Origin of the sequence: Sphingomonas segetis (assembly GCF_009720245.1) — a bacterium.
GTDB classification, from domain to species: domain Bacteria; phylum Pseudomonadota; class Alphaproteobacteria; order Sphingomonadales; family Sphingomonadaceae; genus Sphingomicrobium; species Sphingomicrobium segetis.
The window spans coordinates 1-23,954 of sequence record NZ_WJSQ01000011.1 but is presented as its reverse complement, the minus strand read 5'-3'; the positions used below and the strand labels follow the sequence as shown (position 1 = coordinate 23,954).

Genomic DNA, 23,954 nt, shown 5'->3' with positions numbered 1-23,954 from the left:
GATCTCGGCTTCGACCTTCAGCAATACGAAGTTCTGCACCCGGAGATGCTTCCAAAGTGTCTCACTGAACAAGCTGTAAAGCTAAGTGAGGCAGGCGGCACGGCAGACGAAGTGTCCATAGCGGTCGTGTCCGCATGCGGCGCGGCGATGGGAATGTACGAGTCACTGGCCGGCGTAAGGCGCTTCGAGCAAGGTGACACGGATGCAGTCGCGAATGGGCAATCCGAAGTGAGAAAGGCAGCGCAGCGTTACGCCTTAACTCGAGTAGTTCAGGTTCGGGCTGGAGAGTGCAGCAGGAGATGAGCATCTACACCGCGACGATCCGTTGGACGCGTGACCAGAGCACCGCCTTCGCCAAGGGTCAGTACAGCCGCGCGCATGAGTGGGCGTTCGACGGGGGCGCGGTGGTGCCGGCGAGCCCGAGCCCGCACGTGGTCCCGGCGCCCTGGTCGGACCAGGCGGGCGTCGATCCCGAGGAAGCGTTTGTCGCGTCGCTGTCGTCCTGCCACATGCTGTTCTTCGTCGACTTCGCGCGTCGGGCGGGGTTCGTGGTCGACGAATATGCCGACGAGGCCGAAGGCGTGCTCGAGAAGCGCCCCGACGGGAAGATGGCGATGACGCGAGTCATTCTGCACCCGCGCGTGAGCTGGGGCGGCGGTGCGCCCGGCGAAACCGCGATCGCCGACCTCCACCACCGCGCGCACGACGCCTGCTTCATCGCCAACAGCGTGACGACAGAGATCAGCATCGAGCTACGGCCCGCTTGAGCCCGGCCGCCCGTATTAATTTTCGTTTATTGCAAGGCACATCAATAAAGATGTAACGAGCGCGCCTACGACTCGACACCGGCCCGGTCAGCAGGGGAGGCCGACATGAAGCGCGTCGTCTTTGCATTGCTTCTCGTTTCCATTGCCACGCCCGCAGCCGCCGACCGGCAGCTCGAGGCGGCGTTCCACGCGGCGTTCGGCAAGAGCGGCAGCGCTTTGCTCAAGAAGCAGGGGCAGCTCAAGGAGGACGTGAAATACACCCCCGGCGACGTCTACGACGCGCCGTTCGGGCCGGTGCTGCTGAGCCCAGGCGAGGTCGTCGACGGAGCGCACGCCAATTCGGGCAAGCTCGCGATCGTCTATCTCAAGCCCGGCGACAAGGGCCTCGAGGTCGCCAAGAAGTTCGTCCCCGCGGCCGAGATCGGCGCGTTCGGCAAGATCGTCGACTTCAGCGTCAGCAAATATTTCGGCGGTCTTCCCGTGGTGACGGTGAACGGCGCCGACAACTGGCAGGGTTATGCCTGCAGCAGCGCCGCGTTGCTCGAGCTGACGCCCGATGGGCCGAGGCACCTCGTCACCATCCCGATGACCTACGACAATTCGGGCGCGGCCGCAGCCGGCAAGAAGCTCACCCAAATCAACGGCCGGATCGACAACATCCAGCCCGGCAAGTCGTTCGACGTGGTCTATTTCGGATCGGGCAAGGAATTCACCGAGCGCTACGTGCGCAAGGGCGATGCTTATGTCCTCGCTTCCGGGCAGAGCCGCGTCCAGCGGTGCTGAGCCTTAAATCGTCATGCCGGGCTTGACCCGGCACCCGCCTTTTCTTCTTACGCGCTCAAGAAAGGCAGGTCCCGGCTCAAGGCCGGGATGACGGGAGGACCAGTATGAAACTCGGCCGTCTCAACCATGTCGGCGTGGCAACGCCGTCGATCGAGCGGAGCCTCGAGCTCTACCGAAACATGTTCGGCGCCGAGCCGCACGGCGATCCGTTCGACCTGCCGGCGCAGGGGGTGCGCGTCTGCTTCGTCGACACGCCCAATAGCCAGATCGAGTTGATCGAGCCGCTCGGCGAGGACAGCCCGATCGTGAAGTTCCTCGAGAAGAACCCGGCGGGCGGGCAGCACCATGTCTGCTTCGAAGCGGCGGACATCGAGCAGGCGCGGGAGTGGTTCGAAGGAAAGGGGGCACGCATCCTCGGGCCGACGCGCATCGGCGCGCATGGGACGCCGGTGTTCTTCGTCCACCCGAAGGACATGGGCGGCGTGCTCACGGAGTTCATGGAGACCCCGAAGGGCGAGCACTGATTGGCATTGTTCTCGGCGGGCGCTAGTCAGCCGCGGTGACCGACAGGCCCTCGAAGACCGACTGGAAAGCGCTGGCCGACAAGGAGTCGAAGGGCCGCGATCTATCGCGCGAGACGATGGAAGGCATACGGCTCGATACCGTCTACGGTCCCGATGGCGCGATCGACAGCGGCTTCCCCGGGCTGCCGCCCTATACGCGCGGCCCCTATGCGACGATGTACGCGGGCCGGCCCTGGACGATCCGGCAGTACGCGGGCTTCTCGACGGCGGAAGAGTCCAACGCCTTTTACCGCCGCAACCTCGCCGCGGGGCAGAAGGGGCTGAGCGTTGCCTTCGATCTCGCCACGCATCGCGGTTACGACAGCGACAATCCGCGCGTCGCTGGCGACGTCGGCATGGCCGGAGTGGCCATCGACACGGTCGAGGACATGAAATTGCTGTTCGACGGAATCCCGCTCGACCGGATGAGCGTCAGCATGACCATGAACGGCGCGGTGCTTCCGGTGATGGCCTTCTTCATCGTCGCCGGGGAGGAGCAGGGGGTCCCGCACGACCAGCTCACCGGCACGATCCAGAACGACATCCTGAAGGAGTTCGCGGTCCGCAACACCTACATCTACCCGCCCGAGCCGAGCATGCGCATCGTCAGCGACGTGATCGCTTATTGCGCGCGCGAAATGCCCAAGTTCAACTCGATCTCGATCAGCGGCTATCACATGCACGAGGCCGGCGCGACCGCGGTGCAGGAGCTCGCCTACACGCTCGCCGACGGCATGGAATATGTCCGCGCGGCGATGAAGCAGGGGCTCGCCATCGACGAGTTCGCGGGGCGCCTCAGCTTCTTCTGGGGCATCGGCATGAACCTGTTCATTGAGGTCGCCAAGCTGCGCGCCGCGCGCACCTTGTGGCACCGGATCATGACCGACCTCGGCGCCAAAAAGGACGCGTCCAAGCGGCTGCGTACCCATTGCCAGACATCGGGCGTCAGCCTGACCGAGCAGGACGCGTACAACAACATCGTCCGCACCACGATCGAGGCGCTCGCGGCGGTGCTCGGCGGCACGCAGTCGCTGCACACCAACAGCTTCGACGAGGCGATCGCGCTGCCGACCGATTTTTCCGCGCGCATCGCCCGCAACACGCAATTGATCCTTGCCGAGGAAAGCGGCGTCACCGCGGTCGCCGACCCGCTCGGCGGCAGCTGGTACGTCGAGAAGCTGACCCGCGAGCTGGAAGAGAAGGCCTGGGCGCTGATCGAGGAAGTGGAGGCGCATGGCGGCATGACCAAAGCGGTCGCCGAGGGCCTGCCCAAGCACCGCATCGAGGAAGCCGCAGCGGCGCGCGCGGCGAAGGTCGACACCGGCGAGACGGTGATCGTCGGGGTGAATCGCTATCGCCTCGCCGAGGACGAGGAGCATGACATCCTCGAAGTCGACAACGCCAAGGTCCGCGCCGGACAGATCGCGCGGATCGAGAAGGCTCGCGCAGGCCGGGATGAGGCGAACGTGCGCGCGGCGTTAGATGCGCTGACGGTGGCGGCCAAAGCTACTCCCCCCTCGGGGGAGCCGGCGCGAAGCGCCGGAGGGGGTCAGTCTTCATCCGCACCCCCTCCGTCAGCCGCTGACGCGGCTGCCACCTCCCCCAAGGGGGGAGGAGCGAACTTGCTGGCCCTCTCGGTCGAAGCAGCCCGCGCCCGCGCCACGCTCGGCGAAATTTCCGATGCGCTGGAGCGGGCGTTCGGCCGCTACGGGACCAAGCCCGAGCCGGTGCGCGGAATTTACGGCGCGGCTCGCAAGGACGGACGTTGGAAGGCCGCGGAAGAAGGCACGCGCTCGGTCGCCGACCGCCTCGGCCGCAAGCCGCGGATCATGGTCGCCAAGATGGGCCAGGACGGCCACGACCGCGGCGCGAACCTGGTCTCGTCCGCCTTCACCGACCTCGGCTTCGAAGTAATTTCCGGGCCCTTGTTCCAAACCCCGCGCGAGACCGCGCAAATGGCGGTCGAGAAGGATGTCGACGTGGTCGGCGCAAGCTCGCTCGCCGCGGGCCACCGGACGCTGATCCCGGAGATGATCGAGGCGCTGAAGGACATGGGCCGCGCCGACATCAAGGTGGTCGCCGGCGGGGTCATCCCGCCGCAGGATTATGCCGCGCTCCGCGCCGCGGGAGTGCAGGCGATCTTCGGCCCCGGCACCAACCTCGCCGACGCCGCCGACGAGGTGCTGCGCCTGCTCGGCCACAACCGCCCGCCGCTCGATGAGGCGGCGGAGTGATCGCTCTAATTTTCATTGCGGCTGCTGCCGTGGCGCCGGAATCCAATGTTCAGATTGATGCAAAGTCTGCTGCGGAAGTCCAGCAAGCCGAGACTGAAATGGACAAGCAGTTTCAGCTTGCAATTAGCCGATTGCGAAACTGCACAGCGAATACTGTCCAGTGCTTCTACTGGAATAAGGCGATCCCTCGGCTCCAACGAGAACAGGCGGCATGGAAGCAGTGGCGCGACGCAAAAAGTGATCTTGATGCAGTTGAGATGGAAGGAACGTCCGGCGAGACGGAGGTTCGCAACGCCATCAAAGTGCAGATGACCAAGGCGAGGTCCGCCGAACTCTCAAAGATAGGTCGCCAGTAGTGTTCAAGAAGATCCTGATCGCCAATCGCGGGGAGATTGCTTGCCGGGTGATCCGCACCGCGCGGCGGATGGGGATCAAGACGGTCGCGGTCTATTCCGACGCCGACGCCCGCGCGCCGCATGTGAAGATGGCGGACGAGGCGGTGCGGCTTGGGCCTCCGCCCGCGAGTGAATCCTACCTCAAGGCCGAGCTGATCATCGACGCATGCAAGGCGACCGGCGCGGAGGCCGTGCATCCGGGCTACGGCTTCCTCTCCGAACGCAAGAGTTTTGCGAAAGCGCTCGCCAAGGCGGGAATCACGTTCATCGGCCCGCCGCCGAACGCGATCGCGGCGATGGGCGACAAGATCGAATCCAAGAAGCTCGCGCGCGACGCGGGCGTGAACATCGTGCCGGGCTATCTCGACGACATCGCGACCACCGACGAGGCGGTGAAGATCGCCAAGGACATCGGCTTTCCGGTGATGATGAAGGCCTCGGCCGGCGGCGGCGGCAAGGGCATGCGGCTCGCCTGGTCGGAAAAGGACGTGCGCGAGGGCTTCGACAGCGTGAAGCGCGAGGGCTTGAGCAGCTTCGGCGACGACCGCGTGTTCATCGAGAAATTCATCGAGGCGCCCCGCCACATTGAGATCCAGGTGCTCGGCGACCAGCACGGCAACATCCTCTATCTCAATGAGCGCGAATGCTCGATCCAGCGCCGCAACCAGAAGGTCGTCGAGGAAGCGCCGTCGCCGTTCGTCTCACCCGAAATGCGCAAGGCGATGGGCGAGCAGGCGGTCGCACTGGCGCGGGCGGTGGGTTACTACTCCGCTGGCACCGTCGAGCTGATCGTCAACGGTGCCGACCCGTCGGGAAAGAGCTTCTACTTCCTCGAGATGAACACCCGGCTGCAGGTCGAGCATCCGGTGACCGAGGAGATCACCGGGCTCGACCTCGTCGAGCAGATGATCCGCGTGGCGGCGGGCGAGAAGCTGGCGTTCGGGCAGGATGAGGTGAGGCTCGACGGCTGGGCGGTCGAAACGCGAGTTTATGCCGAGGACCCGTATCGTGGCTTCCTCCCGAGCACCGGGAGGCTGGTTCGGTACCGCCCGCCGATCGAAGCCAACACTCATCATCCCAGCGAAAGCGGGGACCCAGCAAGCAAGAACGAAAAGCTGGGTTCCCGCGTTCGCGGGAATGACGAAAGTGTGGTGGTCCGCGTCGACGACGGAGTCGCGGACGGCGGCGAGGTCAGCATGTTCTACGACCCGATGATCGCCAAGCTGATCACCTGGGCGCCGACCCGCGAGGCGGCGATCGACGCACAGGTGGACGCGCTCGACCAGTTCGTGATCGACGGCATTTCGGACAATGTCGATTTCCTCTCCGCGCTGATGCAGCACACGCGCTACCGCTCGGGCGAGATCACCACCGGCTTCATCGCCGAGGAATATCCCGAAGGGTTCGAGGGCGCGCCGACGGACGCGCAGCTCATCGCCGACCTGGCGGCGATCGCGGGGATGGTCGCGGTCATCACGGACGAGCGCGCGGCCGAGATCAGCGACCAGCTCGGCGAGGCGGTCCATCCCTTATGCGAGCGCGTCGTCTGCTTTGGCGGCGCCGAGCACAAGGTGCGGATCAAACCCTACAAGGGCGGTACGCTAGCGCTGCTCGACGGCGGCGAGCTGATCGATATCGTCGGACGCTGGGCGCCGGGCCAGCGGCTGCTCACCGTGCTGATCGACGGGCGCAAACGCATCGTCCAGGTCCGCCGCGCCGGCCGCGACTGGGAGCTTCAGACCCACGGCGCGACGCACCGGGTGCAGGTGCTCAGCCCGCACGTTGCGGACCTCGCGAAATACATGGTCGACAAGCCCGCGCCCGATCTGTCGCGCCTGCTGCTGGCGCCCATGCCGGGGCTTCTGACCCGGCTCGACGTCGCCGTCGGCGACAAGGTCGAGCCAGGCCAGCCCGTCGCGGTCATGGAAGCGATGAAGATGGAAAACATCCTCCGCGCAGCCCGCGCCGCGACGGTCAAGGCGACTCCGGCGAAAGCGGGCGACAGCCTCGCCGTCGACCAGGTCATCGTCGAGTTCGAATGATGCCTCCCTGCTATTGCAGGGAAGGCAGATGAGTCGAACGGCAGTTGCGCGCGATGCAACGAAGGTTAAGGTCGCCTTCTGCTCCATCCTTTGCCGGAGATTCAAGCTGATGCGTCATTTCAGCAAGTTCGCTTTGCTCGCCGCCGCCACGGTCCTCACCCCCCCGCTGCCGGCCGCGTCCGCCGCTCCCGCTGCGACCGCCGCCGTCGGCAAGTCGGTTCCGATTCCGAGCCTCGTCAGCGAGGTCTCGATCCCGCACACCAGTTTCAAGCTCAAGAACGGGCTGACCGTCATCGTCCACGAAGACCATAAGGCGCCGGTCGCGGCGGTCAGCGTCTGGTACAATGTCGGGTCGAAGGACGAGCCCAAGGGCAAGACCGGCTTCGCGCATCTGTTCGAGCATCTGATGTTCAACGGCAGCGAGGACCTGCCGGGCGACTTCTTCAACTATCTCCAGCAGATCGGCGCGACCGATTACAACGGCACCACCAACACCGACCGCACCAACTACTTCGAGACTGTGCCCGCCGGCGCGCTCGAGCGCGCGATGTTCATGGAAAGCGACCGCATGGGGCACCTGCTCGGCGCGGTCACGCAGGGCGTGCTCGATAACCAGCGCGGCGTGGTCCAGAACGAAAAGAGGCAGGGCGACAGCCGGCCGGGCGGGCTCGTCCAGTACGAGATGTTCGGCAACCTGTTCCCCGAGGGGCATCCCTATCACCACACGGTGATCGGCTCGATGGCCGACCTCGACGCGGCCAGCCTCGCCGATGTGAAGCAGTGGTTCGTCGACAAATATGGCCCGAACAATGCGGTGCTGGTCGTCGCCGGCGACGTGAAGCCCGCCGAGGTGAAGCAGCTCGCCGAGAAATATTTCGGGCCCATCCCGGCAGGGCCGGTCAATCACCCGGCGCAGGCCGCGGTGCCGACGCTCGCCGCGCCCAAGTCGGTCGACATGAAAGACCATGTCGCGACCGTCCAGATCCAGCGTTACTGGGCGGTTCCCGGACTGCTCGACAAGCAGCTCGCGGCGCTCGACATCGGCGCGTCGGTGCTCGGCGGCCTCGCCAGCTCGCGCCTCGACAAGCTCCTCGTCCGCGAGGAGCAGACCGCGGTTTCGGTCTCCTCGTACATGTACCCGATGCAGCGCGTCGGCATCTTCGTCGTCAACGCCAACGTGAAGCCCGGCGTCGATCCCGCGACAGTGTCGAAGCGGCTCGACGAAATCATGGCGGAATATATCGCCAAGGGCCCCACCGCCGACGAGGTGCAGCGCGCGGTGATGAGCGAGGTTTCGGGGCGCATCCGCGGCCTCGAGGAAGTGGGCGGCTTCGGCGGCAAGGCCGTCACCCTCGCGGAGGGCCAGACGCTCGCCCACGACAGCGACTTCTACAAGAAGACGCTCGCCTCCTACGCGTCGATCACGCCGGCGATCGTCCAGGCCGCAATGCAAAAATGGCTGACTCGTCCGGCCCTGACCATCACTCTGTCGCCGGGCGATCGTCCCGCTTACCAGGAAGCCAAGGCGGTCGAGCCGCCGAAGGTCGGCGCCGACAAGACCGAAGGCGCGGTCAAGGGCGACCGCCCGCTTCCGCCGGTGGGCGAGCTCGCCGCGCTTGAGTTCCCGAAGATCGTCCACACGAAGCTTTCGAACGGGATCCCGGTCGACTTCGTGCAGCGCCACTCGGTGCCGGTCACGCAAATGGCGATGGCATTCGATGCCGGCGATGCGGCGGATTCGCCGTCGTCGCGCGGTCTCGCCGTGTTCACGACCCGCATGATAGACGAGGGTCCTGATGGGGTGACCTCGCAGCAGTTCGCCGAGGCGCAGGAGCGGCTCGGCGCGAGTATCGATTCGAACAACGGCGCCGACCGCTCCTACGTGATGCTGAACGCGCTTTCGCCGAACCTTGCACCCTCGCTCGATCTCGTCTCCGAGGTCGTGCGTGACCCTGCCTTCCGGGTGAAGGACATCGACCGGCTGCGCGCTCAGACCCTGACCGGAATCGCCCAACTCCAGAAGGACCCGACGCGCGTCGGGCGGCGGCTTCTCCCAATCGTCCTTTATGGCGCCAATCACCCGTACGGCGGCCCGCCGGGCGGCGACCCTGCGGCGATCGCCAAGTTCACCCGCGACGATTTGGTCGCGTTCAAACAGCACTGGCTGCGGCCCGACAATCTCAAAATCTACATCGTCTCGGACCGGCCGCTGTCGGAAATCCAGCCGTTGCTCGAGTCCGAGTTCGGCCACTGGGCTCCGCCGACGGTCGCCAAGGGCGTGAAGACGTTCGCGGCCCCGCCGCCGCGGCCATCCTCGCCGAAGATCCTGCTCGTCAACCGCCCAGGTGCTCCGCAGTCGAGCATCCTCGGCGCGCAGCTGCTACCGATCGACCCGCGCGACGACATTATCCCGTTCGACACGGCGAACGACGTGCTCGGCGGCACCTTCCTGTCGCGTCTCAACATGGACCTGCGCGAGGACAAGGGCTGGTCCTACGGAGTCAGCGGGAACGAGAATGTGATGCTGCACGCGGTGCCGTACATCGTCTCGGCGCCGGTGCAGGCGGACAAGACCGCCGAATCGCTCGCCGAGCTCAACAAGCAGGTGACCGACTTCCTGACGACCAAGGGCGTGACCCAGGAGGAACTCGAGCGGACGATCGCCAACAACATCAACCGGCTTCCTGGCGAGTTCGAAACGTCGGGCTCGGTGCTCGGCGCGATGATGAACATCGACATGCTCGACCGTCCGGACAATTATTACGAGACGCTTGCGCCCGAATATCGCGCACAGACCACCGCGTCGCTCGACAAGGCGGCGCGTGCGGCGCTCGACCCGAAGGGCTTCACCTGGATCGTCGTTGGCGACGCGGCGAAGGTAAAGCCGGAGCTCGAAAAGCTCGGTATGCCTGTGGAGGTGGTCGAGGCGCCGTAATCCGCTATCCCGGACAGGGATTCGCCGGGAGCTCGTGATCCGGGACCCGGCTGTTCTTTCGAAGAAGGCGGGTCCCGGCTCGAGGCCGGGATGACGCTACGTCTCGACCCGCGTCACATGCCCCATCTTGCGCCCGGGGCGGGCCTCGCCCTTGCCGTAGATGTGCACGTGCAGACCGCTTTCCGCCACGAGCTCGGGCCAGCGGTTCACTTCGTCCCCGATGAGATTGTCCATCACAGCGCCGCGGCCGGCGAGCCCGGTCGCCCCCGGCGGAAGGTCGCAGATCGCGCGGATATGCTGCTCGAACTGCGAGGTGACCGCGCCTTCGATCGTCCAGTGGCCGCTGTTGTGCACGCGCGGCGCGATTTCGTTGACGACAGGCCCGTCCGGCCCGGCGAAGAACTCGACGGTGAGCACGCCGATATGTCCGAGAGCCTCGGCGATGCCGAGCGCAGCCTGGCGCGCCTCGGCGACCTGCAGCGCAACCGAGTCGCGGCACGGCACGGTCGAGCGGCGGAGGATGCCCTCGCCATGCTCGTTCTCGGCGGAATCCCAGAAGCTGTGCCGCCCGTTCGCCCAGCGCGCGACGATCACGGAGAACTCCGCGATATAGTCGACGGCGGATTCGGCGACCGCCGGCTCCTCGCCGATCGCGCGCCATGCCATCTCCGCGTCGTCGGGCGAGCGGATCCATGCCTGCCCCTTGCCGTCGTAGCCATAGCGCCGCGTCTTGAGTACGACGGGGGCGCCGATGTCGGCGACTGCGGCGCGAACTTCATCGAGGCTCGCGACCGCGCGCCACTGCGCCACCCTGGCGCCGCAGCCCTCGATGAAGCTCTTCTCCTTCGCACGATCCTGGGCGATCGCGAGTGAACGCGTCGAGGGACGGAGCTTCTCGCCGAGGAATTCGAGCGGCGCGACCGGCAGGCTCTCGAACTCGTAGGTCGCGACATCGACCGCCGCGGCGAACTCCCGCAGGGCGTTCAGATCGTCGTAGGCGGCGCGGCTGAAGGTGGCGGCCACATCGGCTGCGCAGGGGCTCTCGTGCGGGTCGAAGATGTGGGACCTGTATCCGAGTTGCGCGGCGGCAATGCTCAGCATCCGGCCGAGCTGCCCGCCGCCGATGATCCCGATCGTGCTTCCCGGCGGAATCGTCATTCGGGCGCTTCGGCGACCGATCCCGTCTGCTTCTCGCGCCAAGCTTGCAGACGCCGCGCGAGCGCTTCATCCGTCGTCGCCAGCATCGCCGCCGCGAGGAGCGCCGCGTTGATCGCGCCGGCCTTGCCGATGGCGAGAGTTCCCACCGGCACGCCCGCCGGCATCTGGACGATCGAGAGCAGGCTATCCATGCCCTTCAGCGCCTGGCTTTCGACCGGTACGCCGAGCACCGGCAGCGCTGTCATCGAAGCGGTCATTCCGGGCAGGTGCGCCGCGCCGCCCGCCCCCGCGATCACCACCTTCAGCCCCCGCCCTTTTGCCGAATGCGCATAATCGTACAGCCGCTTAGGCGTGCGGTGAGCCGAGACGATCTTCGTCTCGTTCGGAACGCCGAGCTGGTCGAGCGTCTCGGCGGCGTGGCGCATCGTTTCCCAGTCGGAGCTGCTGCCCATGATGATGCCGACCAGCGGCTCGGCCATTGTCCCGCCTTGAAGCAGTGGAATGAGCGGGCTCGTTTAGGGTGCCGATTCGGGCTAGGCAAATGGTGGCTTTCCGCGGCGGATTCGCGTTTGCGGACCGGAGGTCCGAGTTGCTGCATTTTCAAGGCCTTGGAATCGCGCTATGTCAGGGGCCGCAGACAAGAGCGGGGCTCGGGGGCAATGTCTGAGCAGGTAATGGACGTCTCTGACGTCGGACAGCTAGTGAGTGAAATCAGCGCGTTGCGCGCGAGAGTCGCGCAGCTGCAGGAGCGAGTCGAGCAGCTCGACCTGCTCGCGCACGAGGACAGTCTCGTCGACCTTCCGAATCGCCGCGGCTTCGTCCGCGCGCTCGAGCGGCTGATCGACCGAGTCAGTCGATATCAGGAGAAGGCGGCGCTGCTGTTCGTCGATTTGGACGGACTCAAGCTCATCAACGATTCGTTCGGCCACCAGGCGGGCGACGCGGCGCTGATCCAGGTCGCCCGGCTGCTGGTCGGCGGGGTGCGCAAAAGCGACGTGGTCGCGCGAATCGGCGGTGATGAGTTCGCGATCCTGCTCGGCCATTCCGACGAGGAATCGGCGCGCGAAACTGCGGCGCGGCTGGTCGACGTGATTGCCGATTCAGACTTCACGCATGATGGCCAGGTGCTGCCGCTGAGCGTGGCGATCGGCGCGGCGCTGATCGAGGCCGACGACTCACCCGAATCGGCGATGGCGCGGGCTGACCACGAAATGTATCGGCGGAAAGCGGCGTGACCACCGCGTCATTGCGAGGGTAGCGAAGCAATCCAGTATCGCCTGGATTGCCGCGGCTCCTCCGGAGCCTGCAACCAGGTTCCTACTCTTCCTCCAAATAATATCGCCGCTGAACGGAAAGGTCGTCCGCGAGCTCGTAGACGATGGGCTTGCCGGTCGGGATCTCGAGGTCAACGATGTCCTCGTCGCCGATCTTCGAGAGATATTTGATGATCCCGCGCAGCGAATTGCCGTGGGCGGAGACGATCACGCGCTTGCCGATCTTCAGCACCGGCGCGATCTGCGCCTCATAGTAAGGGACGGCGCGGGCGATCGTGTCCTTCAGGCTTTCGCTGCGCGGCACCTCGACGCCGGCGTAGCGGCGGTCGGAGCGCACCGCATAAGGGCTGTCGTCGGGCAGGGGCGGCGGCGGCACGTCGTAGGAGCGGCGCCAGATCTGGACCTGCTCGGCGCCAACCTTGTCGATCATCTCCTGCTTGTTGAGCCCGGTCAGCCCCCCGTAATGGCGCTCGTTGAGGCGCCAGTCTTTTGTCGCCGGCAGCCACAGCCGGTCCATTTCGTGGAGGACGAGGTGCAGAGTCCGGATCGCGCGAGTCAGCACGCTCGTGAAGCAGATATCGAAATCGAATCCTTCGTCGCGCAGCAGCCGCCCCGCCGCGCGCGCCTCATCCACTCCGGTCGGCGAAAGATCGACGTCCCACCAGCCGGTGAATCGGTTTTCGAGATTCCACTGCGACTGCCCGTGCCGCAGCAGCACGAGCGTCGGCATCAGGCGGTAACCTCTTCCTTCCTCGCGGAGTCGCGCTCGGCCGTCGCCTTCTTCAGCTGCGGAAGGACTGCGTGGAGCGCGTCCATGCAGGCGTAGGCGAGGTGCTTCGAGCGCTGCGGCGACCAGCCATAGACTTCGTCGCGAAGCTTGAAATTGTCCTTAAACGGCATTTCGAGAGTCATCGACACGCAGCCGTAGCGCTCGGCGAGTTGCGTCGTCGACATGCTCATGTTGGCTTCCCCCGGCGGCGGAATTTCATAGCCGTGCTCGCGCTGGAAATCTGGCGAGATTCGCTCGAGCGTCTCACCGAACAGGTCGAACAGCTTCTGCTGACGGCTGCTGTGCGACGGGATTCCTTCGAAGCCGGCGAGGAAGTTGGCGGGGATCGCCTCATCGCCGTGGACGTCCATTGCGAAGTCGACGCCGGTTTCGTCCATCGCATTGCGCACGCACAGCACCTCGGGGCTGCGCTCGGCCGTCGGCGCGTGCCATTCGCGGTTGAGATTCGCGCCCACGGCATTGGTCCTGAGATGCCCGCGCCGCGAGCCGTCCGGGTTCATGTTCGGCACCACGCGGAACGTGCATTCCCTGCGAAGCACGCGCGCAACGGGATCGTCCTCGTCGGTGAGCTTTTCGAGCACGCCTTCCATCCACCATTCGGCCATGCTCTCGCCGGGGTGCTGGCGGGCGTAGAGCCAGACGCTGAGCGGTCCATCACCGATCGTCAGGCAGTCGATGTCCTGCCCGTCGATGCTCTTGCCGAGCGAGCGGCAGTGAACGCCCTCGAGTGTCGCCGTCTGAGTAACCAGATCGTGGTGCCGCTCCATCGAATAAGGCGCGAAGTAGGCAATCCAGACGATGTCCTGCGGCGGGGTCAGCTTCATCGTTAGCACGCCGTCGGCGTAGCTCGTGTCGTGGATCCGGACCCATTGCTCGCGGTCCAGGCTCATCACGCTTTTGTAGTCCGGCCAGCCATGCGGATAGGCCGAGCCGCCGCAATTGGTGATCCTCAGCGTCACCTCGCGTCCCGCGGCGCCGGCGAGCCGGAAATAGAACCATTGGTAGAAATCGCTCATGTGATCCTTGACGATCTCGAGGTCGACCTGAGCCTCGTCCTGGCTGACCACGCGGATGTTTCCGGCGTCGAAAGTGCTCGAAATTGTAAGTGCCATGCGATTCCACTCGCTGCTGCGGAGAGTCCGGCGGGCCTGATAGACGAAATCGCCCGACCCGCAACCTTGGCAGCCGGCCCGTTCCTCGGCTAGCGCGGGTCGCATGAACAAGGTCCCAGTGCTCGTCACCGGCGGCGCCGGTTACATCGGCAGCCACGCCGTGCTCGCCCTCGAAGATGCCGGCTGGCCGGTCGCAGTGATCGACGATCTGTCCAACGGTAGCCGCGAAGCGGTGCCGCCCGACGTTCCCTTCTATGAGGGCAATATCGCCGATCGGGCGCTGGTCGAGCGCATCTTGGGCGAGCAGCGGACGCAGGCGATCATGCATTTTGCGGGTTCGATCGTCGTGCCCGAATCGGTCGAGCACCCGCTCAAATATTATGCGAACAACACGCTCGCTTCGCACGCGCTGATCAGTGCGGCTGTGGCGGCGGGCGTCAAGCACATCCTGTTCTCATCGACCGCGGCGACCTACGGCGCGCCGGAGCGGGTGCCAATCGACGAGGACGACCCCAAGATCCCGATCAACCCCTATGGCGCGTCCAAGCTGATGACCGAGCGCATGCTCGAGGACGCGGCTGCGGCGCACCCGTTCAACTATGGAGCGCTTCGCTACTTCAACGTCGCCGGCGCCGATCCCGAAGGCCGCGCCGGACAGCGCGGCAAGGGCGCGACCCACCTCATCAAAATCGCCTGCGAGGCGGCAGTCGGCAAGCGCGGCCATATCGCCGTTTACGGGACCGATTACCCGACGCGGGATGGCACCTGCATTCGCGACTATATCCACGTCAGCGACCTTGCCGAGGCGCATGTCGCGGCGCTCGGATGGCTGGTCGAGCATCCGGCCGAGAACCTCGTCATGAACTGCGGCTACGGCAAGGGACTGTCGGTGCTCGAAGTGCTCGACGCCGTCGACAAGGCCAACGGTTCCCCGCTCGAGCGGATCATGGAAGGCCGCCGCGCCGGCGATCCGCCGGAGCTTGTCGCGGGAAATGCGCGGCTGACCTCGACGCTCGGTTGGCGCCCGAAGTTCGCGGACATCGACATTATCGTCGGCGATGCTCTGCGTTGGGAACGCAAGCTCCTTGAGCGGATGGCTCCTGCCGCGAGCTAGTCGACCGGCGCGAGCCGTTCGTCGAGCGCGCGCCTGACGCGGCTTGCCAGCAGCTGGCGCGAGTAGGGCTTGGTCAGCAGGTTGACGCCCGCGTCGAGCCGACCGCCGTGGACGATCGCATTTTCCGTGTAGCCGGAGGTGAACAGGATCGCGAGCGACGGCATTCGCTCCTTGGCCTTGCGCGCCAGTTCCGGGCTGCGCAGCGGCCCCGGCATCACGACATCGGTGAACAGCAGGTCGATCTTCACCCCGCTCTCGATAATCGGTAGCGCGCTGCCCGCGTCCTTGGCGGTGAGGACGTTGTAGCCGAGCTCGGCGAGCATGTCGGTGACGGTCGCGCGCACCTCCTCGTCGTCCTCGACGACCAGGATCGTCTCCGAACCGCCGCCGGTTTCGACGAGCTCGGTCGCGGAAGGCTGGTCTTCGTCTTCATAAATGCGCGGCAGATACATCTTGATCGAGGTGCCGTGCCCGACCTCGCTGTAGATTTTCACGTGTCCGCCGGATTGCTTGACGAAGCCGTACACCATCGACAGCCCGAGGCCGGACCCCTTGCCCTCGGCCTTGGTGGTGAAGAAGGGCTCGAAGACCTGCTCGACCAGCTCGGGCGGGATGCCGGCGCCCGTGTCGGTGACGGCGAGCATCACATATTGGCCAGGCTTTACGTCCGAATTCTCGGCAGCGTATTCGGGGTCGAGCAGAGCATTGCCGGCTTCGATGGTGAGCTTGCCGACGCCGTCCATCGCGTCGCGCGCGTTGATCGCGAGGTTGAGGAGCGCACTCTCGATCTGGGTCGGATCGACGAAGGCGTTCCACAGCCCTGCTGAAATCACGGTTTCGATTTCGACCGCCTCGCCGATGCTCCGCCGCAGGAGGTCCTCCATGCCCGCGACCAGCCGGCCGACATTGACGACCTTGGGCTCGAGCGGTTGGCGCCGTCCGAACGCGAGGAGCTGACTGGCGAGCTTGGCGCCGCGGTTGACGCCGGCCATGGCGTTGGCCAGGCGCGCTTCGGCGCGCGCGTTGCCGGGCACGTCCGACGCGAGGAGCTGGAGATTGCCCGAGATGATCTGCAGCAAGTTATTGAAGTCGTGGGCGATGCCGCCGGTCAGCTTACCTACCGCTTCGAGCTTCTGCGCCTGCTGCAGCGCGACTTCGGCGGCCCGACGCTCGGCAATTTCCTCGACCACTCGCGCTTCGAGGTTCTCGTTGAGCTGCTCGAGCCGCTCCCGGGTCTGGCGGATTTCGGTCTCGTCGACGTTGACCCCGATCATCCCGAGGAACTCGCCCGACGGTCCCAGCCGGGGCTGCGCATCGGTTCGGAACCAGCGCCATTCGCCGTCGGCGCGCCGGTATCGCGCTTCGACCGAAAAGGACGCGTGCGACTTCATTGCATCCGCATAGGGGCCGAATAGCGCGTCGCGATCCTCCTCGTGCACAGTCGAGCTCCAGTCGAACCCGTCGAGTTCGTCCTTTGAAACTCCCCAAAACTCACGCTGCGCCTTGTTGAGATAGGCGCACTTGCCCTCGGGCGTGCTCATCCACAGCATCACAGGGGCGCGTTCGGCGACGAGGCGGAACCGTTCCTCGCTTTCCCGCAGCGCTGCCTCGGCCCGCTTGTGCTCGATGACGAGCGCCGCGGTGCGCGTGACCAGCTCGACGATTTCGAGATCCTCGGCGCCAGGCTCACGCGGCTGCCGGTGGTACATCGCGAACGTGCCGAGCACTTCGCCGCTGCCCGACCGGATCGGCGTCGACCAGCATGCGCGAAGGTCGTAGGCGAGGGCGAGCTTGCGGAACTCATCCCACAGCGGGTCGGCGGAGATATCGGAGACGAACACCGGCTTGCCGGTGAATGCGGCGGTGCCGCACGAGCCGGCCTTGGGGCCGATCCGTGTGCCGTCGATCGCCCGATTGTAGGCGTCCGGCAGGTTGGGCGCGGCGCCGTGCTTCAGGTGATCGCCCGATTCGTCGAGCGTCAGGATCGACCCGATTACGCCCGAGCCCGAATGCTTCTCGACGGTACGGATCAGTCCTTCGAGTGCTGTGGCGAGCGGCTGGTCGAGCAGCGCCTGCTGAAGCACCTCGTTGTGCGCGATGCGCAGCGCCTCACTGCGCTTGTGCTCGGTGACGTCATGGCCCTGGACGAAGACGCCCGACGTGTCGCCGTCGATCGACATTGGCTGGAACACGAAGTCGACGAACCGCTCGACGACCTGCCCGTCGCGCAGCAGCCGAACGGGCATCGCACGTCCAACATAAGGCTCGCCGGATGCGGCGACATTGTCGAGGAGCGAGACGAACCCCTGTTCGGCGACCTCCGGCAAAGCTTCGGCAACGGGCTTTCCCATGACCTCGCGGCCGACGAGCTCGCGGTAGGCGCGGTTCGTCATGGCGAACCGGTGCTCCGGCCCTTCGACAAGCGCCGTGAATCCGGGCGCGGCGTCGAACATCTGCCGAAGGCGCTCGCGCTCGCCGCTGAGCCGCTGCTCGGCGCGGACTTTCCCGCTCGTTTCCACGACGACCGCGATGACTCCGGCGCGGGTTCCATTGTCGTTCAGGACCGGCGAATAATCGAGGTTCATCCACACCTGTTCGGCCCGGTCGTGCCGGAACAGGGTCAGCTCCTGGTCGCGGTAGCTCAGGGTCTCGCCGCGGCCGAAGACGGCCTGCATCACATTGTCGTTAAAATCGGCGACCTCGGGCCAGCCTTCGCGGACCTTCGAGCCGAGCAGGCACGGGTGCCGCCCGCCGGCGAAGACGGAATAAGCGTCATTGTAGATCATGACGCCGTCCTCGCCCCACAAGGTGACGATCGGGACCGGCGACTGGAGCATCAGCGCGACCGTCGTCTTGACGACCTGCGGCCAGCGCTCGATCGGGCCCAGCGAGGTCGCCGACCAGTCCAGATCCGCGATCAGCCCTCCAAGCTCGCCGGAGCTGGCCAGGAAGGCGGGACGGATGACGAGCGTCGTGACGGTTTCCAGCTTACGGCTCCCCCAGCGTTCTCCTGCAAAAGCGTTTTGCGGGGCATCCGGTTCCTGGAATCGCGACGGGCCGATTCATTGCTGGCGCACGAGCACCGGGGCCGGTTTGCCGAGATGGTCGGCAAGCGCATCGACCCATCTTTTGTATTCCCCGCGCTGCGATGCGATCGCCGCGAAATCGGTGTCCGCGCGAATCGGGTATCCGGCGCTGCGAAGCTGCTCAGCCGATTGCTCGAGTAGTGCTTCGTCGCCGCCCGTGCTGCCGGGACGCAGGCCGATAACCGCGGCAAGCTCGCGGGCCATGCGCGCGCCTTCTTCGCGCAGGAGAAGGGCCGCGCCGCGCAACGGCGGCTCGTCGAGGCATTGCTCGCTGAGCAAGGCGGCGTCGAGCAGCGCGCCAAGCGCTGCTGGCCATCCGGGGCCGGTACCAATTGACTGGAAGTAGATCAGCGAAGGGTGGTTGGAATGGCTCTGGCGCACGGTCGCGCACCAATTGCGCCCTTCGCGCAGCACCTCGACCAGCTCGTCGCGGCTGCCGATCGCCGCGAAGCGGACGAGCAGCGTCACGGCCGATGGCGGCTCGCCCGCCGCGGTGTTCAGCTTGATGATGCCGATGTCGCGCTTGGAAACGCTGCTCTGGACCTGGAGCAGGTAGGTGACGGCCATGGTCATCACGGCAAGGCCGCAAAAGCCTGCGCCAAGGACGACCCAGCGGCCGGCGCCGAGCGCGTCCTCCTCGCTGACACCGATCGTAACGAGCGAGCTTCCAACCATGTAGATTGCATCCGGGACGCTCGCCAAGGGCGGCCGAAAGTGTAACCGCATGGAATAAGCCATCAGCCCGAATCCGAGCGCGAGCAGCGCGATCCAGATGATGAAGGAGAGCACCAGCACGAGTGGAGCGAAAGCAGATGAAAGGCCGTGGCGCTCGCCGCGCACCGCCTTCCACAGCGGCAACAACATCCACAGCAGCCGTTTAGTGACCCGCAGCGAGGCCCTGCTTCCACCCGGGACGATGACGGTTTCGAACACGTCGCGAAGAGTCATGGCCGCAAGAGCAAAGCCAATGACGAAGAGCAGGACGTCGAGTGCCACTGCGCGACAACGGCGAACCGGCGGCTAAGTGCCCGCCACGCGCTTGACTTGCGCGGGCCCGCTCTCTAGGTGAGCCGCCGGTTCCACGGACCCATCCGACAACACGAGATTGAAAGAACGAGGCAGGCGCCCGGCCATGAAGATTCGCAATTCACTCAAGTCGCTGAAGTCGCGCCACCGGGACTGCCGAGTCATCCGCCGCCGTGGGCGCACCTACGTCATCAACAAGACGAACCGCCGGTTCAAGGCGAGGCAGGGCTAAGGCCGCTGCCGTCGCGGGCTGCGTTGCAGCCCGGGCTTTCGTTCCCCACATTCTCCAGGCGCGCGGCGAAGCGCCGTGCCGCATCGGCGAACCGCGTCAGCGCGGGTTCACTTCGACTGGGGTAAAAGCGGATCATGAGGAGGCGTATGATGAAGAAGACCGCCATGAGAGCGCTGCTGGTGGGCGCATTCGCGTTCGGCGCGACGGCGGCCTACGCGGCTGCCCCGCCAGCTCAGGACGCCAAGACGCCGAAGGGCTGGAGCTACGAGATCAAGGACGGCAAGCGCGTGCCGAAGGGCGATCGCGTGACCAACCCGGACGGCAGCTGGCGCGAAGAGATCAAGCAGGGCAATTGCGTCACCATCAAGGAAAAGTCGGCCGCGGGCGAGTATAAGGAAACTCGCCAGTGTAATCCTCGCTGAGCCCGTCCGACTTCAAGCGAGTTTACTCCGAGTTGCCGGACTTTGAGCCGGCGTCATCCTTGTCGAACGTGAAACTCCCCTTCGGCCGCTGCTTGATCACGCAGGCCGGAAGTCCCGTCGCGACCACGTCCTTGCAGTCGCGCACCTGCGCACTGCCATCTGGGCCGGCGAAGATCGCCCAGTCGCGTGAGCTGCCGTTGTCGTAAACGCAGTGCACCGTCCATTGCTCGAGGTTCTCCCACGTGCCGACGAAGCCCGCGTCGGTGATCCGCTTGCACGTGTAGCCGGCGTCGTAGATCGCGCGCTTGAGGCCGATCGCGAGGTTGAACGCGTCGAGTTGGTGAAGCTGCTTCTGCTCCGGGCTGGTGACCCTGATCTTTGGCTGGTTGGTGGTCGGCTGCTGCGTCTGGTCGTTGCATGCGGCGAGCGCAACGCAGGCCAGCAGGCTGGCGATCGGCAGTCGGGCCATTTGCTTCTCCTTCACACCTGATAACGAATGCGGACGCGCCCGGCTGCAGCGCGTGCGCGGTCGACCGCATCCTCCATGCTCTCGCCGCGCGCCAGGGCGACTCCCATGCGTCGGTTCACGAGCGTGTTCGGCTTGGCGAAGATCCTGATGTCAACCGGCCTGCCCGGCGCGCCGCGGGCGAGCGCTTCGGATACTCCCTCGAACGAGAAAGCATCGCTTTCCCGATCGGCGAGGATCACCGCCGAGGCGGACGGGCCGGCGAGCTCGATCGCCGGGATCGGAAGCCCGAGCACCGCGCGCAGGTGCAGCTCGAACTGGTTGGGGAATTGTGAGATCAGAGTCACCATTCCGGTGTCGTGCGGCCTCGGACTCAGCTCCGAAAAAATCGCCTGCTCGCCGCGGATGAAGAATTCGACCCCGAATATGCCGTGTCCGCCGAGCGCTTCGACGACCTTGCGCGCCTGGTGCCGTGCCGAGAAAAGCGCGCCTTCGGCCAGCGCGGCCGGCTGCCAGCTCTCGCGATAATCGCCGAGCTCCTGCCGGTGGCCGATCGGAGCGCAAAACAGGATTCCGTCCTTGGTCGCGACGGTCAGCATCGTAATCTCGCTGTCGAACGCGATCAGCTCCTCGAGGATCACGCGCGGGCGGTCGCCGCGCATCTTCTCCACGGCATAGTCCCACGCCGGGCCGACCTCCTCCAGCGCCCTGGCCGTGCTCTGGCCCTTGCCCGAGCTCGACATCACCGGCTTGACGACGAGCGGAAGCCCGACCTCCTGCGCCGCCGCGAGCGCCTCGTCGCGGCTCTCTGCGAACCGATACTTGGAGGTGACGAGCCCCAGCTCGCGCGCGGCGAAGTCGCGGATGCCGTCGCGATTCATCGTCAGCTGGACCGCCTTGGCCGACGGAGCGACGCGCCAGCCTTCCTTCTCCAGCTCGGCCAGCACGGCGGTGTCGATCGCCTCGATCTCTGGGACGATGACGTCGGGCCTGTGCTTCTCGACCGCCGCGCGGATCTTCGCCCCGTCGAGCATCGGGAACACCTCGCTGGCGTCGGCCATCTGCATCGCGGGCGCGTTCGCGTAACGGTCGCAGGCGACGATCCGGCAGCCGAGCCGCTTGGCGGCGATGGTGAACTCGCGCCCGAGCTCGCCGGAGCCGAGCAGCATCAGCGTGGCGGTGAACATCGTGGGGCGATAGCCCCGCTCCCGCTTTTCGTCATCCCCGCTCCCACTCACGTCATCCCCGCGCACGCGGGGACCAGCGAAAAACAAAAACCGAGTTCCCGCTTTCGCGGGAATGACGGATCTGGTTCACTGGTGAAATGAAGAAACTACTCATTGCATCGCTTATCGCTCTCACCGCCGCCGCTCCGCCGACGAAGCTGCTCACGCCGACCGACATCGTCAACGCCGCTCCGCCGAGCGCGTGGAAGACCATCCCCGCCGACAACGTCCTGGTGATGGACCTGGCGAGCGGCGGGCGGGTCGTGATCCAGCTCGCGCCGGCTTTCGCGCCGGTGCACGTCGCCAACATCAAGGCGCTGGCGCGCGGGCGCTACTGGGACGGTGCAACCGTCTATCGCGTGCAGGACAATTATGTCGCGCAATGGGGACAGAACGAGAGCGACAAGCCGTGGCCGGCGGGCGTGACGGCCAAGCCTCCCGCCGAATATAGCCGGCCGCTGAAGGGGCTTTCGTCGACCGTGCTCGGCTCGCCCGACCCTTACGCGCCGGGCGCCGGCTTCTCCGGCGGATGGCCGATCGCTTACAGCGCCAAGGCGAACTGGGCGAACCTCGCGCATTGCTATGGCAGCGTCGGAGTCGGGCGCGACCTGTCGCCGGACACCGGCACCGGCGGCGAACTCTATGCGGTGATCGGCCACGCGCCGCGCCAGCTCGACCGCGTGATCGCAGTCGTCGGCCGAGTCGTCGACGGCATCGACAGGCTGAGCTCGCTTCCGCGCGGCACCGAGGCGCTGGGGTTCTACAAGGACAAGGCGCAGTACGTGCCGATCGCGAGCGTGCGGCTGGCGAGCGACATGCCGGCGGCGGAGCGACCTTCGTACGAATATCTGGACACCGCCAGCCCCAGCTTCGCGCGCTACCTGAAGGTCAGGGCCAACCGCCACGACGATTTCTACATCCGTCCGGCGGGCGGCGTCGACCTGTGCAACGTCCAGGTGCCGGTGAGAAAGAAGGCCTAGTCAACGGGCAGTCCCTCGACAGGAGCTGTCCCGCAGGCGCGGCTCAGGCGGCGCGGTCGTGGACGGCGCGGTTCTTGTGCTGAATCACGACGGGGCCGTTGTGCGAGCGCATGCTCGCCTCGGCCAGCGGCAGCGCGGTCGCGCAAAAGGCGCATTCCGCCGACATCCGGCCGATCAGCCAGTGGGTGCGTCCGCAGCCCGGGCAGTGGTTGACCTCATGTTCGCGATAGACGGCATGATAACCCCGCTCGTAGGGCTTCCAGGCGTCGCCGGAAGAAGTTGCCATGACAGACTTCCTTTCGGCCCGCCCAACGAGCGGCGCGGTGCGCGGTTGCACGGAGCCGGGACCTCTCATCTCGAGATCAGAGCGCTGCGCGGGACGAACGGAGCCTCGCCGCCGATCAGCCGCGTAAGGCTATTCGGTCAGCCCCTCGATCGCGATGGGCTCGGCGAACTCGGCGCCGATCTTGTCGCCGGCCGTCCATTTGACCACGGCGTTTGCGCGCTCGCGGCCGGGAAGCATCAGCCACACACGCGATCCGACCTCGAACCGGCCGTCCGAGACCGCCATGAAGCCGTGCTCGGAAATGTTCAGCACCCTGGCCTCGACGCCGCTGGCGCCGAGTTCCCGCATCTTGGCCTCCAGCTCGACCGGAAGCCGCGAGGCGGCGCGGCGGTCGTCATGGTCCTCGGCGATGCGCGCCTTGATCGTCACGAAGCTCATCTCCATCCGCCGCTTACGCGAGCGGCGCGGCGAAGGAGAGGCCGATCCGCCCGTCCTTCACCCATCTCACCTGTGCCGAGACGAGCCCGCGGTCAAGAAGCTGAACGCTCAGCCGCTCGCCGATGTTGGGTACGTGGGGGAAGATCACCATCGCGCCCGACGGCGAGATGTTGACGAGCCGGATGACGTGCTTGCGGCCGCGGAACTCGAGCACGGCGGTGCCCGACAATGCCGCCTGGCGCAGCTCGGCGCGCTCGTCGATCGTGCGCGCCGCGGTTCGCGGGATCATTCCGCCATCGAGAAAGAAGCTGGACGCCACTGTTCAATCGCCTCCCCACACGGGCCGACGAGGTCTTAGCAATGCCCGCTTAAGGATTGGTTTGCGACGAAGTGACGCTGAACGTCCGCGACTGTGGCCTCCAGTCACTGGCGGGGCGCTGAGGGCTTGTGTATGGATGGCGACGGAAGGCGGGGGTTATCTTTTGAAATGAACGCGTTGATGGTGGCCGGGCCGAGGTCTCGCAAGTCGATATTGCTGCTTACCGCATTGATGGGGATGGCCGCCGCGCCGGCGCTTGCGCAGGTCGCCCCGGCGCGTGCGCCGGTTCGGGCCGCCGCGAAGCCG

General features: G+C 66.0%; 23 protein-coding genes. 12 read left to right on the top strand and 11 right to left on the bottom strand.

Annotation, left to right across the window (positions count from 1 at the left end):
- The first annotated feature begins 299 nt into the window (after positions 1-299).
- The 7 genes from GH737_RS02250 to GH737_RS02220 all read left to right on the top strand — a co-directional run bounded on the left by GH737_RS02250 (position 300) and on the right by GH737_RS02220 (position 9,719).
- A complete protein-coding gene (locus GH737_RS02250) occupies positions 300-767 on the top strand; it encodes an OsmC family protein (RefSeq protein ID WP_155263236.1) in 468 nt (155 codons plus the stop codon).
- Positions 768-872: 105 nt separating this feature from the next.
- Entirely contained in the window at positions 873-1,550 is a 678-nt protein-coding gene (locus GH737_RS02245) for a hypothetical protein (RefSeq protein WP_155263235.1), read from the top strand.
- 104 nt (positions 1,551-1,654) lie between these two features.
- Positions 1,655-2,074: a methylmalonyl-CoA epimerase gene (gene mce, locus GH737_RS02240; RefSeq protein ID WP_155263234.1), complete on the top strand. Its 420-nt coding sequence runs from the start codon at positions 1,655-1,657 to the stop codon at positions 2,072-2,074.
- Between the two features lie 35 nt (positions 2,075-2,109).
- The gene (scpA, locus tag GH737_RS02235) at positions 2,110-4,347 is read left to right on the top strand and encodes a methylmalonyl-CoA mutase (protein WP_155263233.1); all 2,238 of its coding nucleotides are present in this window, start codon (positions 2,110-2,112) and stop codon (positions 4,345-4,347) included.
- Positions 4,344-4,703, top strand: coding sequence for a lysozyme inhibitor LprI family protein (locus tag GH737_RS02230; protein ID WP_155263232.1), 360 nt, complete (start codon positions 4,344-4,346; stop codon positions 4,701-4,703). Before scpA ends, GH737_RS02230 begins: the two co-directional genes overlap by 4 nt.
- Positions 4,703-6,784 (top strand): acetyl-CoA carboxylase biotin carboxylase subunit, encoded by a 2,082-nt coding sequence (locus GH737_RS02225; protein ID WP_155263231.1) that lies wholly within the window; start codon positions 4,703-4,705, stop codon positions 6,782-6,784. Before GH737_RS02230 ends, GH737_RS02225 begins: the two co-directional genes overlap by 1 nt.
- A gap of 109 nt (positions 6,785-6,893) precedes the next feature.
- The gene (locus tag GH737_RS02220) at positions 6,894-9,719 is read left to right on the top strand and encodes a M16 family metallopeptidase (RefSeq protein WP_155263230.1); all 2,826 of its coding nucleotides are present in this window, start codon (positions 6,894-6,896) and stop codon (positions 9,717-9,719) included.
- Between the two features lie 96 nt (positions 9,720-9,815).
- On the opposite strand, the gene GH737_RS02215 is transcribed toward GH737_RS02220, so the two are convergent.
- Positions 9,816-10,877: a 5-(carboxyamino)imidazole ribonucleotide synthase gene (locus tag GH737_RS02215; RefSeq protein ID WP_155263229.1), complete on the bottom strand. Its 1,062-nt coding sequence runs from the start codon at positions 10,875-10,877 to the stop codon at positions 9,816-9,818.
- Positions 10,874-11,356, bottom strand: a complete 483-nt coding sequence (purE, locus tag GH737_RS02210) for a 5-(carboxyamino)imidazole ribonucleotide mutase (protein WP_155263228.1) — start codon at positions 11,354-11,356, stop codon at positions 10,874-10,876. The genes GH737_RS02215 and purE overlap by 4 nt, the downstream gene beginning before the upstream one ends.
- 180 nt (positions 11,357-11,536) lie before the next feature.
- Between purE and GH737_RS02205 the strand changes: the two genes are divergently transcribed.
- Positions 11,537-12,112, top strand: a complete 576-nt coding sequence (locus GH737_RS02205; protein ID WP_155263227.1) for a GGDEF domain-containing protein — start codon at positions 11,537-11,539, stop codon at positions 12,110-12,112.
- Positions 12,113-12,194: 82 nt separating this feature from the next.
- Here the strand turns inward: GH737_RS02205 and gpmA are convergent, their stop codons facing one another.
- Positions 12,195-12,881 carry a 2,3-diphosphoglycerate-dependent phosphoglycerate mutase gene (gpmA, locus tag GH737_RS02200; protein ID WP_155263226.1) on the bottom strand — a complete coding sequence of 229 codons (687 nt, stop codon included), beginning with the start codon at positions 12,879-12,881 and terminating at the stop codon, positions 12,195-12,197.
- Positions 12,881-14,053, bottom strand: coding sequence for a M14 family metallopeptidase (locus GH737_RS02195; protein ID WP_155263225.1), 1,173 nt, complete (start codon positions 14,051-14,053; stop codon positions 12,881-12,883). The genes gpmA and GH737_RS02195 overlap by 1 nt, the downstream gene beginning before the upstream one ends.
- A 103-nt stretch (positions 14,054-14,156) precedes the next feature.
- Here GH737_RS02195 and galE point away from each other — a divergent pair, with 103 nt between their 5' ends.
- Positions 14,157-15,167, top strand: a complete 1,011-nt coding sequence (gene galE, locus GH737_RS02190; protein ID WP_155263224.1) for a UDP-glucose 4-epimerase GalE — start codon at positions 14,157-14,159, stop codon at positions 15,165-15,167.
- Here the strand turns inward: galE and GH737_RS02185 are convergent.
- The gene (locus GH737_RS02185) at positions 15,164-18,004 is read right to left on the bottom strand and encodes a PAS domain S-box protein (protein ID WP_155263223.1); all 2,841 of its coding nucleotides are present in this window, start codon (positions 18,002-18,004) and stop codon (positions 15,164-15,166) included. The genes galE and GH737_RS02185 overlap by 4 nt on opposite strands.
- 225 nt (positions 18,005-18,229) lie before the next feature.
- Positions 18,230-19,249 (bottom strand): hypothetical protein, encoded by a 1,020-nt coding sequence (locus GH737_RS02180; RefSeq protein WP_155263222.1) that lies wholly within the window; start codon positions 19,247-19,249, stop codon positions 18,230-18,232.
- A gap of 136 nt (positions 19,250-19,385) precedes the next feature.
- Here GH737_RS02180 and ykgO point away from each other — a divergent pair, with 136 nt between their 5' ends.
- Together ykgO and GH737_RS02170 are read left to right on the top strand one after the other, a co-directional pair.
- The gene (gene ykgO / locus GH737_RS02175; protein WP_006833921.1) at positions 19,386-19,511 is read left to right on the top strand and encodes a type B 50S ribosomal protein L36; all 126 of its coding nucleotides are present in this window, start codon (positions 19,386-19,388) and stop codon (positions 19,509-19,511) included.
- 149 nt (positions 19,512-19,660) lie between these two features.
- Positions 19,661-19,933 carry a hypothetical protein gene (locus GH737_RS02170; RefSeq protein ID WP_155263221.1) on the top strand — a complete coding sequence of 91 codons (273 nt, stop codon included), beginning with the start codon at positions 19,661-19,663 and terminating at the stop codon, positions 19,931-19,933.
- Between the two features lie 22 nt (positions 19,934-19,955).
- Here GH737_RS02170 and GH737_RS02165 read toward each other — a convergent pair whose 3' ends face one another.
- Positions 19,956-20,402, bottom strand: coding sequence for a hypothetical protein (locus GH737_RS02165; RefSeq protein ID WP_155263220.1), 447 nt, complete (start codon positions 20,400-20,402; stop codon positions 19,956-19,958).
- Between the two features lie 11 nt (positions 20,403-20,413).
- Positions 20,414-21,586: a formate-dependent phosphoribosylglycinamide formyltransferase gene (gene purT / locus GH737_RS02160; protein WP_155263219.1), complete on the bottom strand. Its 1,173-nt coding sequence runs from the start codon at positions 21,584-21,586 to the stop codon at positions 20,414-20,416.
- A gap of 137 nt (positions 21,587-21,723) precedes the next feature.
- Between purT and GH737_RS02155 the strand changes: the two genes are divergently transcribed.
- Positions 21,724-22,605 carry a peptidylprolyl isomerase gene (locus tag GH737_RS02155; protein WP_155263218.1) on the top strand — a complete coding sequence of 294 codons (882 nt, stop codon included), beginning with the start codon at positions 21,724-21,726 and terminating at the stop codon, positions 22,603-22,605.
- A gap of 43 nt (positions 22,606-22,648) precedes the next feature.
- Here the strand turns inward: GH737_RS02155 and GH737_RS02150 are convergent, their stop codons facing one another.
- The 3 genes from GH737_RS02150 to GH737_RS02140 form a co-directional block, all read right to left on the bottom strand.
- Positions 22,649-22,891 carry a hypothetical protein gene (locus GH737_RS02150; protein ID WP_155263217.1) on the bottom strand — a complete coding sequence of 81 codons (243 nt, stop codon included), beginning with the start codon at positions 22,889-22,891 and terminating at the stop codon, positions 22,649-22,651.
- A gap of 129 nt (positions 22,892-23,020) precedes the next feature.
- Positions 23,021-23,329, bottom strand: coding sequence for a PilZ domain-containing protein (locus GH737_RS02145; RefSeq protein WP_196232937.1), 309 nt, complete (start codon positions 23,327-23,329; stop codon positions 23,021-23,023).
- A gap of 13 nt (positions 23,330-23,342) precedes the next feature.
- The gene (locus GH737_RS02140; protein WP_155263215.1) at positions 23,343-23,648 is read right to left on the bottom strand and encodes a PilZ domain-containing protein; all 306 of its coding nucleotides are present in this window, start codon (positions 23,646-23,648) and stop codon (positions 23,343-23,345) included.
- Positions 23,649-23,954: the final 306 nt, after the last annotated feature.